16 protein-coding genes and 1 pseudogene are annotated in these 14,591 nt (G+C 73.9%); 10 read left to right on the plus strand and 7 right to left on the minus strand.

Annotated features, from left to right (window positions below; genetic code table 11):
* The first annotated feature begins 129 nt into the window (after positions 1-129).
* Together ACYVI6_RS05995 and ettA are read left to right on the plus strand one after the other, a co-directional pair.
* Entirely contained in the window at positions 130-624 is a 495-nt protein-coding gene (locus ACYVI6_RS05995; RefSeq protein ID WP_460445492.1) for a single-stranded DNA-binding protein, read from the plus strand.
* A gap of 59 nt (positions 625-683) precedes the next feature.
* A complete protein-coding gene (gene ettA, locus ACYVI6_RS06000) occupies positions 684-2,360 on the plus strand; it encodes an energy-dependent translational throttle protein EttA (protein ID WP_460445493.1) in 1,677 nt (558 codons plus the stop codon).
* Positions 2,361-2,453: 93 nt separating this feature from the next.
* Here ettA and ACYVI6_RS06005 read toward each other — a convergent pair whose 3' ends face one another.
* The 3 genes from ACYVI6_RS06005 to ACYVI6_RS06015 form a co-directional block, all read right to left on the minus strand.
* Positions 2,454-2,867: a C40 family peptidase gene (locus tag ACYVI6_RS06005; protein WP_460445494.1), complete on the minus strand. Its 414-nt coding sequence runs from the start codon at positions 2,865-2,867 to the stop codon at positions 2,454-2,456.
* Positions 2,868-3,238: 371 nt separating this feature from the next.
* Positions 3,239-4,105 (minus strand): acyl-CoA thioesterase, encoded by an 867-nt coding sequence (locus ACYVI6_RS06010; protein ID WP_460445508.1) that lies wholly within the window; start codon positions 4,103-4,105, stop codon positions 3,239-3,241.
* A gap of 74 nt (positions 4,106-4,179) precedes the next feature.
* Positions 4,180-4,866, minus strand: a complete 687-nt coding sequence (locus ACYVI6_RS06015) for a TetR/AcrR family transcriptional regulator (protein WP_460445495.1) — start codon at positions 4,864-4,866, stop codon at positions 4,180-4,182.
* Between the two features lie 110 nt (positions 4,867-4,976).
* On the opposite strand from ACYVI6_RS06015, the gene ACYVI6_RS06020 reads away from it, so the two are divergent.
* The 6 genes from ACYVI6_RS06020 (at position 4,977) to ACYVI6_RS06045 (ending at position 10,008) form a co-directional block, all read left to right on the plus strand.
* A complete protein-coding gene (locus ACYVI6_RS06020) occupies positions 4,977-6,122 on the plus strand; it encodes an acyl-CoA dehydrogenase family protein (RefSeq protein WP_460445496.1) in 1,146 nt (381 codons plus the stop codon).
* On the plus strand, positions 6,119-6,871 hold the full coding sequence (locus ACYVI6_RS06025; RefSeq protein ID WP_460445497.1) for an SDR family oxidoreductase: 753 nt from the start codon (positions 6,119-6,121) through the stop codon (positions 6,869-6,871). Before ACYVI6_RS06020 ends, ACYVI6_RS06025 begins: the two co-directional genes overlap by 4 nt.
* Positions 6,872-6,879: 8 nt before the next feature.
* Positions 6,880-7,878 (plus strand): NADPH:quinone oxidoreductase family protein, encoded by a 999-nt coding sequence (locus ACYVI6_RS06030; protein ID WP_460445509.1) that lies wholly within the window; start codon positions 6,880-6,882, stop codon positions 7,876-7,878.
* Positions 7,871-8,668, plus strand: coding sequence for an SDR family oxidoreductase (locus ACYVI6_RS06035; RefSeq protein ID WP_460445498.1), 798 nt, complete (start codon positions 7,871-7,873; stop codon positions 8,666-8,668). Before ACYVI6_RS06030 ends, ACYVI6_RS06035 begins: the two co-directional genes overlap by 8 nt.
* A gap of 120 nt (positions 8,669-8,788) precedes the next feature.
* Positions 8,789-9,256 carry a winged helix-turn-helix transcriptional regulator gene (locus tag ACYVI6_RS06040; protein ID WP_460445499.1) on the plus strand — a complete coding sequence of 156 codons (468 nt, stop codon included), beginning with the start codon at positions 8,789-8,791 and terminating at the stop codon, positions 9,254-9,256.
* 35 nt (positions 9,257-9,291) lie between these two features.
* On the plus strand, positions 9,292-10,008 hold the full coding sequence (locus ACYVI6_RS06045; protein ID WP_460445500.1) for an SDR family oxidoreductase: 717 nt from the start codon (positions 9,292-9,294) through the stop codon (positions 10,006-10,008).
* 166 nt (positions 10,009-10,174) lie between these two features.
* Here ACYVI6_RS06045 and ACYVI6_RS06050 read toward each other — a convergent pair whose 3' ends face one another.
* The 4 genes from ACYVI6_RS06050 to ACYVI6_RS06065 are packed head-to-tail and all read right to left on the minus strand — an operon-like array spanning position 10,175 to position 13,779.
* A complete protein-coding gene (locus ACYVI6_RS06050) occupies positions 10,175-10,705 on the minus strand; it encodes a DUF4333 domain-containing protein (RefSeq protein ID WP_460445501.1) in 531 nt (176 codons plus the stop codon).
* Positions 10,702-11,952 carry an acyl-CoA dehydrogenase family protein gene (locus tag ACYVI6_RS06055; protein WP_460445502.1) on the minus strand — a complete coding sequence of 417 codons (1,251 nt, stop codon included), beginning with the start codon at positions 11,950-11,952 and terminating at the stop codon, positions 10,702-10,704. The genes ACYVI6_RS06050 and ACYVI6_RS06055 overlap by 4 nt, the downstream gene beginning before the upstream one ends.
* Before the next feature lie 4 nt (positions 11,953-11,956).
* The gene (locus ACYVI6_RS06060) at positions 11,957-12,727 is read right to left on the minus strand and encodes an alpha/beta fold hydrolase (RefSeq protein WP_460445503.1); all 771 of its coding nucleotides are present in this window, start codon (positions 12,725-12,727) and stop codon (positions 11,957-11,959) included.
* The gene (locus ACYVI6_RS06065; RefSeq protein ID WP_460445504.1) at positions 12,724-13,779 is read right to left on the minus strand and encodes a phosphotransferase family protein; all 1,056 of its coding nucleotides are present in this window, start codon (positions 13,777-13,779) and stop codon (positions 12,724-12,726) included. The genes ACYVI6_RS06060 and ACYVI6_RS06065 overlap by 4 nt, the downstream gene beginning before the upstream one ends.
* A 54-nt stretch (positions 13,780-13,833) precedes the next feature.
* On the opposite strand from ACYVI6_RS06065, the gene ACYVI6_RS06070 reads away from it, so the two are divergent.
* Positions 13,834-14,292: an acyl-CoA thioesterase gene (locus tag ACYVI6_RS06070; protein WP_460445505.1), complete on the plus strand. Its 459-nt coding sequence runs from the start codon at positions 13,834-13,836 to the stop codon at positions 14,290-14,292.
* Positions 14,289-14,591, plus strand: a pseudogene (locus ACYVI6_RS06075) (hypothetical protein); the annotation flags it as partial. The gene ACYVI6_RS06070 and the pseudogene ACYVI6_RS06075, both read left to right, overlap by 4 nt.

Below are 14,591 nucleotides of genomic sequence, written 5' to 3' on the forward strand. Positions count from 1 at the left end.
CCCTTCGCCGCTCGTCCACAGGTGGACGACGGGACTGAGTTCTCCACAGGGGTCGGCCGACGGCTGCGCCCGGTCGCCGCGTCGGCGCAGGCTGCCTCTCGTCCGCCCGACCCCTGACGAGGAGCAACCGTGAACGAGATCACCACCACCGTGTTCGGCAACGTCGCCACCGAGCCCCGGCACGCCATCACCCCGGCGGGGGTCGCCCGCACCAGCTTCCGCGTCGCCTCGACCGCCGTCCGCTTCGACCGCGAGCTGCAGGGGTGGGTCGACACCAGCACCACCTGGCTCACCGTCGTCTGCTGGCGCGGGCTGGCGCTGAACGTCGCGCAGTCGGTGACGAAGGGGCAGCCCGTGGTCGTGCACGGCACGCTCACCCGTCGCGACTGGGACCACGACGGCCAGTCCGGCGTCGACCTCGAGGTCGAGGCGGTCAGCGTCGGCCACGACCTGCGCCGGGGCTCGTCGCAGTTCGCCAAGGTGTCGCGCGGCAGCGGCGGCGGGCAGTCCGCGGCCGGGCAGTCGGCCGGCGAGCGGGCCGGGGAGGGGGCCGCCGACGGCAGCGACCCAGCGCCCGGTGAGCTCGCGGACGGGGCCGCCGCCGGCGCCGAGGCGGCGGCGTGAGCGTCGCGACGGCGGAGCGGGTTCGTCGCCGCGACCCGGCGCCCGTTAGCCTCGGGGGCATGGCCGAGTTCATCTACACCATGACCAAGGCGCGCAAGGCGCACGGCGACAAGGTCATCCTCGACGACGTCACCATGTCGTTCCTGCCGGGCGCCAAGATCGGCGTCGTCGGCCCCAACGGCGCCGGCAAGTCGACGATCCTCAAGATCATGGCCGGGCTCGACCAGCCCTCCAACGGCGAGGCGCGGCTGAGCCCCGGGTTCACCGTGGGCATCCTCGAGCAGGAGCCGGCGCTGAACGAGGAGAAGACGGTGCTCGGCAACGTGCAGGAGGGCGCCGGCGAGACCATGGCCGCCCTCCAGCGCTACAACGACATCGCCGCGGAGATGGCCGAGAACTACTCCGACGAGCTGATGGAGGAGATGGGCAAGCTGCAGGAGGTCATCGACGCCGCCGACGCGTGGGACCTCGACAGCCAGCTCGAGCAGGCGATGGACGCCCTGCAGTGCCCGCCCCCGGACGCCGACGTGACGGTGCTGTCGGGTGGTGAGCGCCGCCGGGTGGCGCTGTGCAAGCTGCTGCTCAGCAAGCCCGACCTGCTGCTGCTCGACGAGCCCACCAACCACCTCGACGCCGAGAGCGTGCAGTGGCTCGAGCAGCACCTGTCCGCCTACGAGGGTGCCGTGCTGGCCGTGACCCACGACCGGTACTTCCTGGACAACGTGGCCGAGTGGATCGCCGAGGTCGACCGCGGCCGGCTCTACCCGTACCAGGGCAACTACTCCACGTACCTGGAGAAGAAGCAGGAGCGCCTGACGGTCCAGGGCAAGAAGGACGTCAAGCTCGCCAAGCGGCTCAAGGACGAGCTGGAGTGGGTGCGCTCGAACGCGAAGGGCCGCCAGACCAAGTCGAAGGCCCGCCTCGCGCGGTACGAGGAGATGGCGTCGGAGGCCGAGCGCACGAGGAAGCTGGACTTCGAGGAGATCCAGATCCCGGTGGGCCCGCGGCTGGGTTCGATCGTCATCGAGACCCACGACCTGAAGAAGGGCTTCGGCGACCGGGTCCTCATCGACGACCTCTCGTTCACGCTGCCGCGCAACGGCATCGTCGGCGTCATCGGCCCGAACGGCGTGGGCAAGACGACGCTGTTCAAGACGATCGTCGGGTTCGAGGAGCCGGACGACGGCTCGGTGAAGGTCGGCGAGACGGTCAAGATCGCGTACGTCGACCAGAACCGCTCGGGCATCGACCCGAAGAAGAACGTGTGGGAGGTCGTGAGCGACGGCCTCGACCACATGAAGGTGGGCAACTCCGAGATCCCGTCGCGCGCCTACGTGTCGACGTTCGGCTTCAAGGGCCCCGACCAGCAGAAGGCGGCGGGGGTGCTGTCCGGCGGTGAGCGCAACCGGCTGAACCTCGCGCTCACCCTGAAGCAGGGCGGCAACCTGCTGCTGCTCGACGAGCCGACGAACGACCTCGACGTCGAGACGCTCGGGTCGCTCGAGAACGCGCTGCTGGAGTTCCCCGGCTGCGCCGTGGTCATCAGCCACGACCGGTGGTTCCTCGACCGGGTGGCGACGCACATCCTCGCCTACGAGGGCACCGAGGAGAACCCGTCGCGCTGGTACTGGTTCGAGGGCAACTTCGCCTCCTACGAGGAGAACAAGGTCGACCGGCTGGGGGTCGACGCCGCCCGCCCGCACCGCCTGACGCACCGCAAGCTCACCCGCGACTGAGCCGCCCAGCCGGACCAGACGACGACGGCCGCCCGACCCCCGAGGGGGTGGGGCGGCCGTCGTCGTCCGCGGGTGCGGAGGGGCTGCTGGTGCTCAGCGCACCCGGGCGTACTTGACCTTCGACGTCCACAGCTTGGCGAGCTTGACGCGGCTGCCCGGCTTGGGGGCGTGCCAGATCCTGCCGTGCCCCGCGTACACGGCCACGTGGTAGGCGTGCTTGCCGCTGAAGAAGAAGACCAGGTCGCCGACCCGGCGGTCGGACTTCTTGAGGTGCTTGGTGGCCTTCCACTGCGCCTGCGCGTTGTGCGGCAGGGTCTTGCCGAGGCGGGCGTAGGTCCACTTGGTCAGACCGGAGCAGTCGAAGGCGCGGGGGCCGACGGCGCCCATCTTGTACTTCGCGCCCTTGCGGGTGGCGACGAGCGTGAGGGCCTTCGCGCCGACCTTGGCGCTCACGGCGGCGTGGGCCTTCGGGGCGGTCGAGACGGACTGGGGGAGGAGCACGCCCACGGCGACGAGGATCGCGAGGAGGGGCAGCCGGGCATGGTGGAGCACGCGACGGGTCGCGGACATAGGGGTCTCCAGGTCGCACCTGCGAAGCGGGACCTGTCGGGGTCGGGCACCTGTACACCCGGTCCGTCGTCCGACCCGTGCGGGTCGTCGACGTCCTTACCCCCAAGCTCGACGCGGCGTGCTGCCGGTCGTGCGGACTGCCTGGGCGCTCCGTCCTCGCCACCAACGCGTCGTGTTCGACGATCCCGGTGCCGTGGCGAGGCTCGGCGCGCACCGGGTGCCCCGCCGTTCGTGACGGGGGCTTCCCAGAGAGTCTCGGTGCTACCCAGGAGGTCCTGAAGTCACTCCTGCGTGGAGAGAGACGAAGGTCACTCCGGCCAACCGGCCGGCGCGCGGGTCATCCCCTCCTGCGCGACGGAGGCCACGAGCCGCCCGTCGCGGCTGAAGACCCGCCCGACACCGAGCCCGCGCCCACCGGTCGCCGAGGGGCTGGCCTGCACGTACAGCAGCCACTCGTCGACCCGCACCGGGCGGTGCCACCACATCGCGTGGTCCAGGCTCGCGGACTTCATCTGCGGCGTCGCCCAGGTGAGCCCGTGCCGGCGCAGCACCGACTCGAGCAGCGTGTAGTCGCTCGCGTAGCCGAGCACCGCGCGGTGCAGCAGCTCGTCGTCCGGCATCGGCGCGGGCGTGCGCATCCACAGCGCCTGGTGCGCGACGCGGTGCGGGTCGGCCTCCCAGTAGATCGGCTGCTGCACGTGCCGCAGGTCCATCGGCCGCTCGTTCGCCCAGTACTGCGCCACCGGGTGGTCGACGTGGCCCAGCAGGTCGCGCGTGGTGGGCAGGTCCTCCGGCGGCGGCACGTCGGGCATCTCGTCCTGGTGCTCCATGCCGTCCTGCGCGGTCTGGAACGAGGCGATCATCGACAGGATCGGCTGCTCGTGCTGGATCGCGTGCACCCGGCGGGTGCTGAACGAGCGGCCGTCGCGCAGCCGCTCGACGGCGAAGCGGATCGGGTCGCGCGCGTCGCCGGGCCGGATGAAGTACCCGTGCATCGAGTGCACTGTGCGCCCGGCGGGCACGGTGCGCCCGGCCGCGACGAGCGTCTGACCCAGCACCTGACCGCCGAAGACCCGTCCGTGCGGCTGCCACTGGCTCTCGCCCTCGAACACGTCCTGCCCGTGCGCGTCGACCCCCTGCGGGCGCAGGTCGAGCACCGTCAGCAGCTGCCGCAGCAGCTGCTCACCGTGCTGCGCGTCGTCCGGCTGCGCGTCGTCCACCGTGCCTGCGTCGGTCACTGACTCCTCCGTCACGCGTCGTGCGCACCCAGCATGCGCAGCACCAGCCTGCCGTAGCGCTCGCCGACGTCGTCCGGCGACTGCTCGCCGGCCGGGTCGTACCAGCGCGCGACGTCGATGCAGAGCGACAGCAGCGCGCGGGTCGCGTCGTGCGGGCTCTCGGTGCGCAGCGACCCGTCGGCCACGCCGCGCCGCACCTCCGCCTCGACCAGCTGCTCGATGTGGCGGCGCAGCGCGACCACCTGCTCGAGCTCGGCCGGGGCCAGCGCGGCCAGCTCGTACTGCACGACGCGGGCGACCAGCACGTGCCGGGCGTGCCAGGCGGTGAAGGTGCGCACCAGGTCACCGACGCGTGCGGCGGGGCCCGGACCGGCGCCGGCCAGCGTCTGCTCGACCAGCCGCACCGCGGCCTCGTGCCCGAGCAGGCTGGCCCGCGCCAGCACCGCCTGCTTGCTGGCGAAGTGCACGTAGAGGCCGGCAGGTGACAGGCCCGCGCCGACGGCGAGGTCGCGCGTGGTGGTCGCGTGGTACCCGCGCGCCGCGAACGCCTCGATCGCTGCCACGAGCACCCGGCGCTGCGTCTCGGGGACGTCGGGCAGGTCGGCGAACGCCTCTGCGACGTCGGCCCGGTGGCCGCGCGAGGCGGTGTCGCGCGGCACCCCGCGGGCGGCGCGGCGGGGGTGCGGGGCGGCGGGCACGACGTGACCTCCGGTGGTTGACAGCACGGGCACGCAGCCGCGAAGTTAGCAGGTGAGCGAGCGCTCAGTCACCGCTGAGCCGCGACCCAGCAGTCGAGGGAGGCCCGACGGTGCGCCGCACGTTGTACAGCGAGGAGCACGAGGCGCTGCGCGCCACGACCCGCGAGTTCCTGCAGCGGCACGTGGTGCCGCGGATGGACGAGTTCGTCGAGGCGCGGGCGCTGCCGCGCGAGTTCTGGCTCGAGGCGGGCAAGGCCGGGCTGCTCGGGCTGCACGTGCCGGACGAGTGGGGCGGCGGGGGCAGCGAGGACTACCTGTTCGGCACCGTCGCGGCCGAGGAGATCGCCCGCGTCTCGGCGTCGATCAGCTCGTGCATCGGCATCCACGCCAGCGTCTGCGCGCCGTACCTCGTCGAGCTGACCACCGACGAGCAGAAGGCGCGCTGGCTGCCCGGGTTCGTGTCGGGCGAGCTGGTGACCGCCATCGCGATGACCGAGCCGAGCGGTGGCTCCGACCTGGCTGCCCTGAAGACCACCGCCGTGCGCGACGGCGACGACTGGGTGCTGAACGGCTCGAAGACGTTCATCACCAACGGGTACGGCGCCGACCTGGTGATCGTCGCGGCGCGCACCGACGCCTCGAGGGGCGCCAAGGGCATCACGCTGTTCGGCGTCGAGACCGGGATGCCGGGGTTCACCCGCGGTCGCAAGCTCGACAAGGTCGGCCAGACCGAGTCCGACACCGCCGAGCTGTTCTTCACCGACGTGCGGGTGCCCGACGCGCTGCGCATCGGCGAGGAGGGCATGGGCTTCATCCACATGATGGAGCGGCTGGTGCAGGAGCGGGTCGGCGCCGCCGTCTCGAACACGGCGCACGCGGCGCAGATCCTCGACGAGACCATCGAGTACGTGAAGCAGCGCACGGCGTTCGGCCAGGCCGTGGGGTCGTTCCAGCACAACAAGTTCAAGGTCGCCGAGCTGCAGACGACGATCGACGTCACGCAGGCGTTCGTCGACCAGTGCGTGCTCGCGCACGCCCGCGGCGAGCTGTCGGCGCCGGACGCCGCGAAGGCGAAGTGGTGGAGCGCGCAGGTGCAGAACGACGTCCTCGACGAGTGCGTGCAGCTCTACGGCGGCTACGGCTACATGAACGAGTACCGGGTGGCACGGGCCTGGCGCGACGCCCGGGTCACGAAGATCTGGGCCGGCTCGAACGAGATCATGAAGGAGCTCATCGGCCGGGACCTCGGGCTGTGAGGGGCCTGCAGGGCAAGGTCGCGCTGGTCACCGGCGCGTCGCGGGGCATCGGCTTCGCCGCCGCCGAGCGGCTGGTCGCCGAGGGTGCCCGGGTCGCGATCACCGCGCGCAAGGCCGAGCCGCTGGCCGCCGCCGTCGAGGCGCTCGGCGGGCCGGACGTCGCGATCGGCGTGGCCGGCCGGGCCGACGACGCCGCGCACCGCGACGAGGTGCTGGCGCGGGTCACCGAGGCCTTCGGCCCGCTCGACCTGCTGGTGAACAACACCGGCATCAACCCCGCCTACGGCCCGCTCGCCGACCTCGACCTCGACGTCGCGCGCAAGATCACCGAGACGAACGTCGTGTCGACGCTCGCCTGGACGCAGGCGTCGCTGCGCGCGGGGCTCGCGGACGGCGGCGCCGTGGTGAACGTGTCGTCGATCGCCGGCCTGCAACCGGCGCCGGGCATCGCCTTCTACGGCGTCACCAAGGCCGCGCTCATCCAGCTCACCGAGTCGCTGGCGATCGAGCTCGCCCCGGCCGTGCGGGTCAACGCGGTGGCCCCGGCGGTGGTGAAGACCCAGTTCGCGCAGGCGCTCTACGCGCACGACGAGGAGGGTGTCGCCAGCCGCTACCCGCTGCGGCGCCTCGGCCGGCCGGACGACGTGGGCGCGGCCATCGCGTTCCTGCTGTCGGACGACGCGAGCTGGATCACCGGGCAGACGCTCGTGCTCGACGGCGGCATCACGCGCTCGGGCGGCCTCGGGTGACCGGCACGATGCGGGCCTGGCAGGTGGTGCGGCTCGGCGACCCGGCGTCCGCGCTCGAGCTGGCGACCGACGTCCCCGTGCCGCGGGCCGGGCCGGGGCAGGTGCAGGTCGAGGTGTCGGCGTGCGCGCTGAACTTCCCCGACGTCCTGCTCGCCTCCGGGCGGTACCAGGTGCGTCCGGAGCTGCCGTTCACGCCCGGCATCGAGGTGTGCGGCACGGTCACGGCGCTGGGCGACGGCGTCGAGGGGTTCGCCGTCGGCGACCGGGTGCTGGGGATGCCCGAGCTGCCGCACGGTGGGCTGGCCGACGTCGCGGTGCTCCCGGCGGGTCAGGCGTTCGCCGCGCCGTCCGAGCTCGACGACGCGGAGGCCGCCGCGCTCTTCGTCGCCTACCAGACCGGGTGGTTCGGCCTGCACCGCCGGGCGGCGCTGCAGCCGGGCGAGACGCTGCTGGTGCACGCGGCGGCCGGGGGCGTGGGCAGCGCCGCGGTGCAGCTCGGCCTGGCAGGCGGGGCGCGGGTCGTGGCGGTGGTCGGTGGTCCCGAGAAGGTGGACGTCGCGCACGAGCTGGGCGCCGACGCGGTGGTCGACCGGCTCGCGTGCGACGGCGTCGACGGGCTCGTGGCGGCACTGCGCGAGGCCTGCCCCGACGGCGCCGACGTCGTCTTCGACCCGGTCGGTGGTGACGCGTTCACCGCGTCGACCAAGGTGGTCGCGTTCGAGGGCCGGGTCGTGGTCGTCGGCTTCACCAGCGGCGAGGTGCCTCGGCCACCGGCGAACCACCTGCTGCTGAAGAACTACGCGGTGCTCGGCCTGCACTGGGGGCCGTACCAGACGCGTGCGCCCGAGCTGGTGCGGCAGGCGCAGCACGAGATCGACGAGCTCGTCGCGGCCGGCCTGGCGCAGCCGCTGGTGTCGAGGCGGGTCGGCTTCGACGACGTGCCCGGCGCGCTCGCCGACCTCGCAGGCGGCCGGACGACGGGACGGGTGGTGGTCGAGCGTGGCTGAGTCGCTGCAGCTGCAGGGAGCCGGCGTCGTGGTGACCGGGGGCGGGTCGGGCATCGGCGCCCACCTGGCGCGCCGGTTCGCTGCCGAGGGAGCGCGGGTCGTGGTGAACGACGTCGACGCCGACTCCGCGCGGGCGGTGGCCGACGAGGTGGGCGCGCTCGCGGTGCCTGGCGACGCGGCGTCCGAGGCGGGCGTGCGGGCGCTCGTCGAGGCCGCGCGCGACCACCTCGGCGAGATCGACCTGTTCTGCGCCAACGCCGGCGTCGCCCCTCAGGGTGGGGTCACCGGCCGCTCCGCCGCGACGCCCGCCGCCTGGTCGCAGGCGCTCGAGGTGAACGTGCTGGCCCACGTGCGGGCCGCCGAGGCGCTGCTGCCGCGCTGGCTCGAGCGCGGTCGCGGGCACCTGCTCGTCACCGCGTCGGCCGCCGGGCTGCTCACCATGCTCGGCAGCGCGCCCTACGCCGTCAGCAAGCACGCTGCCGTCGCCTTCGCCGAGTGGTTGCGACTCAGCTACTCGCACAAGGGGATCGTCGTGCAGGCCCTGTGCCCGCAGGGCGTGCGGACGCCGATGCTGACCTCCGCCGGTGCCCTCGGCGAGGCGCTGCTCGGCCCCGACGCGGTCGACGTCGAGGTGGTCGGCGACGCGGTGCTGCACGCATTGGGAACGGGCGAGTTCCTCGTGCTGCCGCACCCCGAGGTGGCCGACTACGTGCGGGCCAAGGCGGCCGACGTCGACGGGTGGCTCGACGGCATGAACCGCTTGCAGCAGCGGCTCTCCGCACCCCGCTGACCGCTGCCGACCCCGCGAGTTGCCACTTCCGGGGCACCTCGGGGCCTCCGCGACCCCAGGAAGTGGCAACTCGGCAGCAGGGGAGCGGCTGGGTTGGTGCGGACGACGTAGGCTCGGTGGATGGCGAGGGACGGGATACCCGGTGGCCGGCTCTGCGCGATCGCGCGCACGCTCGACGTGCTCGCCGATCGGTGGGGGTTCCTGGTGCTGCGGGAGGCGACGCTGGGCGTGACCCGGTTCGCCGAGCTGCGCGACCGGCTGCAGATCGCGCCCGACGTGCTGACCGACCGGCTGGGCCGGCTCGTCGAGCACGGGGTGCTCGAGCGGGTGCCGTACCGCGAGCCCGGGTCGCGCACGCGGTTCGAGTACCGGCTCACGCCGGCCGGGGAGGACCTCAAGGTGGTGCTCGGGGCGCTGCAGCAGTGGGGCGACCTGCACGACCCGGTCGCCGAGGGGCCGACGATGGTGCGGCGCGTCGTGGGCGGCACCCGCGCCCTGCACGTGGGGTTCGTCGACCGGCAGGGCCGGGAGGTGCCGCCGAGCGAGGCGCGCTTCGTGCCGACGGCTGCCTACCCGCTGGCTCAGTAGGAAATACCTACTCAGCCTCCGAGGTTTGCTGGGGCATGACCTCCTTCACGATCCACGACTCCGTCGCCCTCGTCACCGGCGCCAACCGCGGCCTCGGCCGCCGCTTCGTCGACGAGCTGCTCGCCCGCGGCGCGCGCACGGTCTACGCCGCCGCCCGCGACCCACGCTCGGTCGACGTCACCGACCCGCGCGTGGTGCCGGTGCGGCTCGACCTGCTCGACCCCGACAGCATCGTCGCCGCCGCCGAGACCGCGCACGACGTGACCCTGCTGGTGAACAACGCCGGCATCGCGACCGGCGCCTCGCTGCTGCACGGAGAGCTGTCCGACGTCCGGCTCGAGCTCGACACGCACGTGCTCGGGGTGCTGCAGGTGGTGCGGGCCTTCGCACCGGTGCTCGAGCGCAACGGTGGGGGAGCGGTGGTCGACGTGCTGTCCGCGCTGTCGTGGCTGCACCTGCCGGGCGCCGGTGCCTACGGCGCCGCGAAGGCGGCCGAGTGGGCCATGGGCAACGCGCTGCGCCAGGAGCTCGCCGAGCAGGGCACGTCGCTCACCGCGCTGCACGTCGGGTACATGGACACCGACATGACCGCCGGGCTCGACGTGCCCAAGGCCGACCCGGCGCTGGTGGCCCGGGCGACGCTCGACGGCGTCGAGGCCGGTGAGCCCGAGGTGCTGGCCGACGACACCAGCCGCGGCGTGAAGTCGCTGCTCTCCGGCGACCTCCGGCAGCTCTACCCGTCGCTCGCCTGACCGCTCTTGCCGAGATGCGAGTAGCGGTTCATCATCGCTGCGCTCGGTGAACCTCTACTCGCATCTCGGCACCCCTCCAGATGCCGCCGAGATGCCGCTTCCGGGGCACGTCGGGGCCGCCTGCGACCCCCGGAAGTGGCAGCTCGGCGTGCGAGGAGTGGGGGGCTCAGTCGGTCCAGGAGCCGTACAGCTCGAAGTGGCCGCGGTCGTCCGACCACACGACGTCGGCCTCGTACTCGTCGCCGTCGACGGTGGCGGTGCACTCGGTGAGCTCGCCGTCGCGGACGGCGGGCGTCACCGGGCAGGTTGTGCCGGAGACCTCGTACCCCTCGAACTCGAGCATCCGCGTGACCTCGGCGGCGAGCTGGTAGCCGGGGTACGCCAGCTGCGTGACCTGCGGTGCGGTGCCGACGAGGTCGTCGCCCTCGTCGAATCCGCCGCCCCACCACGCGAGCAGCACCAGCCCGAGCACGACGACGCCGAGCAGGGCGAGCCCGCCGACGACCAGCCCGGCGACGGCGACGCCGCCCGGGCCGCGTCGCGCGTCGGGGGCCGGCTGGAAGGACGGTTGGTAGGCGTACGGCGGGGGCTGCGGTGCGCCGTGCACCGGGCCGGGCGGGCCCGCGGGCGGTGTGCCGTAGGGGTTCGGCGGCTGTGCGGGCCGCTGGGCAGGGTCGGGGTGCGAGAAGTCGCTCACGCGTCGGCCCAGCGGCGCAGCTCGCGGCGCGCCAGCGAGGCGCGGTGCACCTCGTCGGGGCCGTCGGCCAGCCGCAGCGTGCGCGCGGCCACCCACAGCTCGGCGAGCGGGGTGTCGGCCGAGACGCCGGCGCCGCCGTGCACCTGGATGGCGTCGTCCACGATCTGCTGCACGACCGAGGGCACCAGCACCTTGATCGCCTGGATCTCGGTGTGCGCCGCGCGGTTGCCGGCGGTGTCCATCAGCCACGCGGCCTTCAGCACCAGCAGCCGCGCCTGCTCGATCGCGATGCGGGCGGACGCGACCTGCGCCTGCACGACGCCCTGCGCCGCGAGCGGCTTGCCGAACGCGACGCGCTGCGACGCCCGGCGGCACATCAGCTCGAGCGCGCGCTCGGCGATGCCGATGAGCCGCATGCAGTGGTGCACCCGGCCGGGGCCGAGCCGGGCCTGCGCGATCGCGAACCCCTCGCCCTCGCCGACCAGCAGGTTCGAGGCCGGCACCCGCACGTCGTCGAAGGTCACCTCGGCGTGGCCACCGTGGTGCGCGTCGTCGTAGCCGAACGCCGTCAGACCCCGGACGATCGTGACGCCGGGGGTGTCGCGCGGCACCAGCACCATCGACTGCCGGCGGTGCCGGTCGACGTGCTCGTCGTCGGGGTCGGCGCTCTGCCCCATCACGACGAGGAGCTCGGCCGCCGGGTCCATCGCGCCGGTCGACCACCACTTGCGCCCCGACACCACCACGTCGTCGCCGTCGCGCCGGATGCGGGTGCGGATGTTCGTGGCGTCGGACGACGCGACGTCCGGCTCGGTCATGCAGAACGCCGAGCGGATCCGCCCGTCCAGCAGCGGTCCGAGCCAGCGCTGCTGCTGCTCGGGGGTGCCGAACTGCGCCAGCACCTCCATGTTGCCGGTGTCGGGGGCGTTGCAGTTGCAGGCCTCCGGGGCGATGTGCGGCGAGCGCCCCATGACCTCGGCGAGCGGCGCGTACTGCACGTTCGTCAGGCCCGCGCCGTGCCGGGTGCCGTCGGGTGCGTCGGGCAGGAAGAGGTTCCACAACCCGCGGCCGCGGGCCTCGGCCTGCAGCTGCCGCAGCACCGGCGGGCGGGTCCAGGGCTCGCCACGGTCGCGCGCGGCCTGCGCCTGCTCGGCGAACACCGGCTCGGCCGGCAGCACCGCCTCGGTCATGAACGCCTCGAGCCGGCCGACGAGGTCGAGGGTGCGCTCGTCGTGCGTGAAGTCCACTGAGTCAGCCTCCAGAACCGTTGCGGCGCAGGGCGTCCAGCAGCACCGGCTCGAACCGCTCGGGGTCCTCGATGCTCGGCACGTGCCCGGCCCACGCCAGCTCGACCAGCGTGCCGTGCGGCAGCGCCACGGCCAGCTCGCGCGCGGCGTCGACGAACGAGGGCAGGTCGTGCAGCCCCACCACCACCGTGGTCGGCACCTCGACGGTGGCGGCGTCCGGCTCGTGCTCGACCTCCTCGACGTCGTCCGGCGTGGCCAGCTGCACCTCGAACACCGCACGCTGCTGGGTGGTGAAGGCCGCGCGCCCGGCCGGAGTCGCCTCGGGACCGACCCAGGTGTCGGCGTTCGCGCGCACCGCTGCGTCGACGTCGCCGGCGGCCAGGGCGGCGCGCTCGGCGGTCCACAGGGCACGCAGCCGCTCGCACGGCTGCAGGGTCGTGGTGGCCGGGTCGATCAGCAGCAGCCGCCCCACCCGCTCGCTGGCCGCGGCGAGCGACAGCGCGACGTACCCGCCGTACGACGGTCCGACGACCGCGACGTCGCGCCAGTCGAGGTGCGCCAGCAGCGCCTCGAGGTCGGCCACTTGGTCGACCCGACCGGACGGCGGGTCGCCGGCGTAGCCGCGCAGGTCGCAGCGCGCGACGCGGAACCCGTGCGACAGCAGCGTCGGCCACTGCGGGTCCCACATGGCGCGGTGCGTCGCCCCGGTGTGCAGCAGCAGCACCCGCGGGCCGTCCGCCTCGCCGTCGACGTCGTGCGCCAGCACCTCGCTCACCGCGTCACCCGCTCCTCCGTCAGCGCGGCGCGCCCGCGCTCGACCAGCGACGGCACCACCGCGCCGATCCGGTCGAAGCCGGCGCCCACGGTCTGCCCCTGCACCCACCGGTAGTGGATGCCCTCCAGGATCACCGCGATCTTGAAGAAGCCGAACGCCCGGCACCAGTCGAGGCCGCGCAACGGGTCGGCGCCGCCGGCGCGCCCGGCGTACCGCTCGACCAGCTCGGACACCGTCGGGCCGTGCGCTCCGGCAGCGAGGCCCTGCGCCACCGGGTTCGAGGGGTCCGACAGGCCGTCGGTGTACGCCAGCAGCAGCCCGAGGTCGGCCATCGGGTCGCCGAGCGTCGACATCTCCCAGTCGAGCACCGCCGCCACCTCGAACGAGCCGGGATGCACCACGAGGTTGTCGAGCCGGTAGTCGCCGTGCACGACCGCCACCCGTCCGCCGTCCGGTGCGGTCGCCGCCAGGCCGTCGCGCAGCGCCTCCACGCCGGGCAGGTCGCGGCTGCGCGACGCGTCGAGCTGGGCGCCCCACCGTCGCACCTGCCGCGCCAGGAACCCCTGCGGGCGGCCGAAGTCGGCCAGCCCCACCGCGCCCGGGTCGACGGCGTGCAGGTCGGCCAGCACGTCCATGCTGCGCAGCCCGAGGTCGTGGCGCCGGTCGGCCGGCACCTGCTCGACGTCGCGCGCGGTGCGCACCACCAGACCGTCGACGTGCTGCATCACGTAGCAGGGGGCACCGATCGCGCTGTCGTCGGCGCAGAGCGCCACGACCTCGGGCACCGGCACCGCCGTGCCGGCGAGCGCGCTCAGCACCCGGTGCTCGCGCACCATGTCGTGCGCCGTCGCCAGCACGTGACCCAGCGGCGGGCGGCGCAGCACCCAGCGGTGCTCGCCGTCGTCGAGGCGGTAGGTGAGGTTCGACCGGCCGCCGGTGATCAGCTCGGCCCGCAGGGGCCCGGCGCGCAGCCCGGGGAGCTCGGCGTCGAGCCACCGGGAGAGGGCGGCGACGTCGAGGCCCGGCAGCACGTCGCTGGGACCGCTCGGCACGCCGTCAACCTACCCCGGCGGGCGCCGCGCGTCGGCGACCGAGAGCATGTGCCCATGGCCCACTACCGATGCGACTACCCGATGCGGTGGTCGGACATGGACGCCTACGGTCACGTCAACAACGTGCAGTACCTGCGCTTCTTCGAGGACGCCCGCATCGAGGCGTTCGGCGGGCGGCGCAGCGCCGGCGGCAGCAGCCTGCTCGACACCGGCATCCTCGTCGTGGCCCACCGCATCGAGTACCGCAAGCCGCTGACCTGGCGGCCCGAGCCGGTGCACATCGACCTGTGGATCACCCGCCTGGCCGGGGCGCAGATCGACGTCGGCTACGAGGTCTACGACGAGCACGAAGGAGAGCCCAGGGTGGTGTACGCGGTGGCCGAGTCGACCCTCGTCGTCTACGACCTGACCAACGAGCGGCCGCGCCGGCTGGCCCCCGAGGACGTCGAGCGGCTCGACGCCCTGCGCGGCGAGCCCGTCCGGTTCCGTCAGCGCAGCCGGGCGACGGCGTGAGCACCTCCGGCGAGCACGGCACCGGCGCGGTGCCCGGCCCCGGCGGCGTGCCGGTGCTGCGGCTGCCCGGCCGCGGCGCCATGCAGGACCTCGCCACGTTCACCGGACGCGCCCGGCGGGTCGACCCCGACGGCGCGGTGCGGCTGGTGCTGCGCGACACCCTGCTCGCGGCGTACGTGTCGCCCGTGCACGGCGGTGGCGGCCCGACGGTGCTCGGCCTGCGGGTCGCGCGGCTGCCCGGCCCCGGCGCGGCGCACGACCTCGACCTCACCGTGCGGCTCAGCGGGCTGGCCGACCAG

The organism is Angustibacter aerolatus (assembly GCF_054776675.1).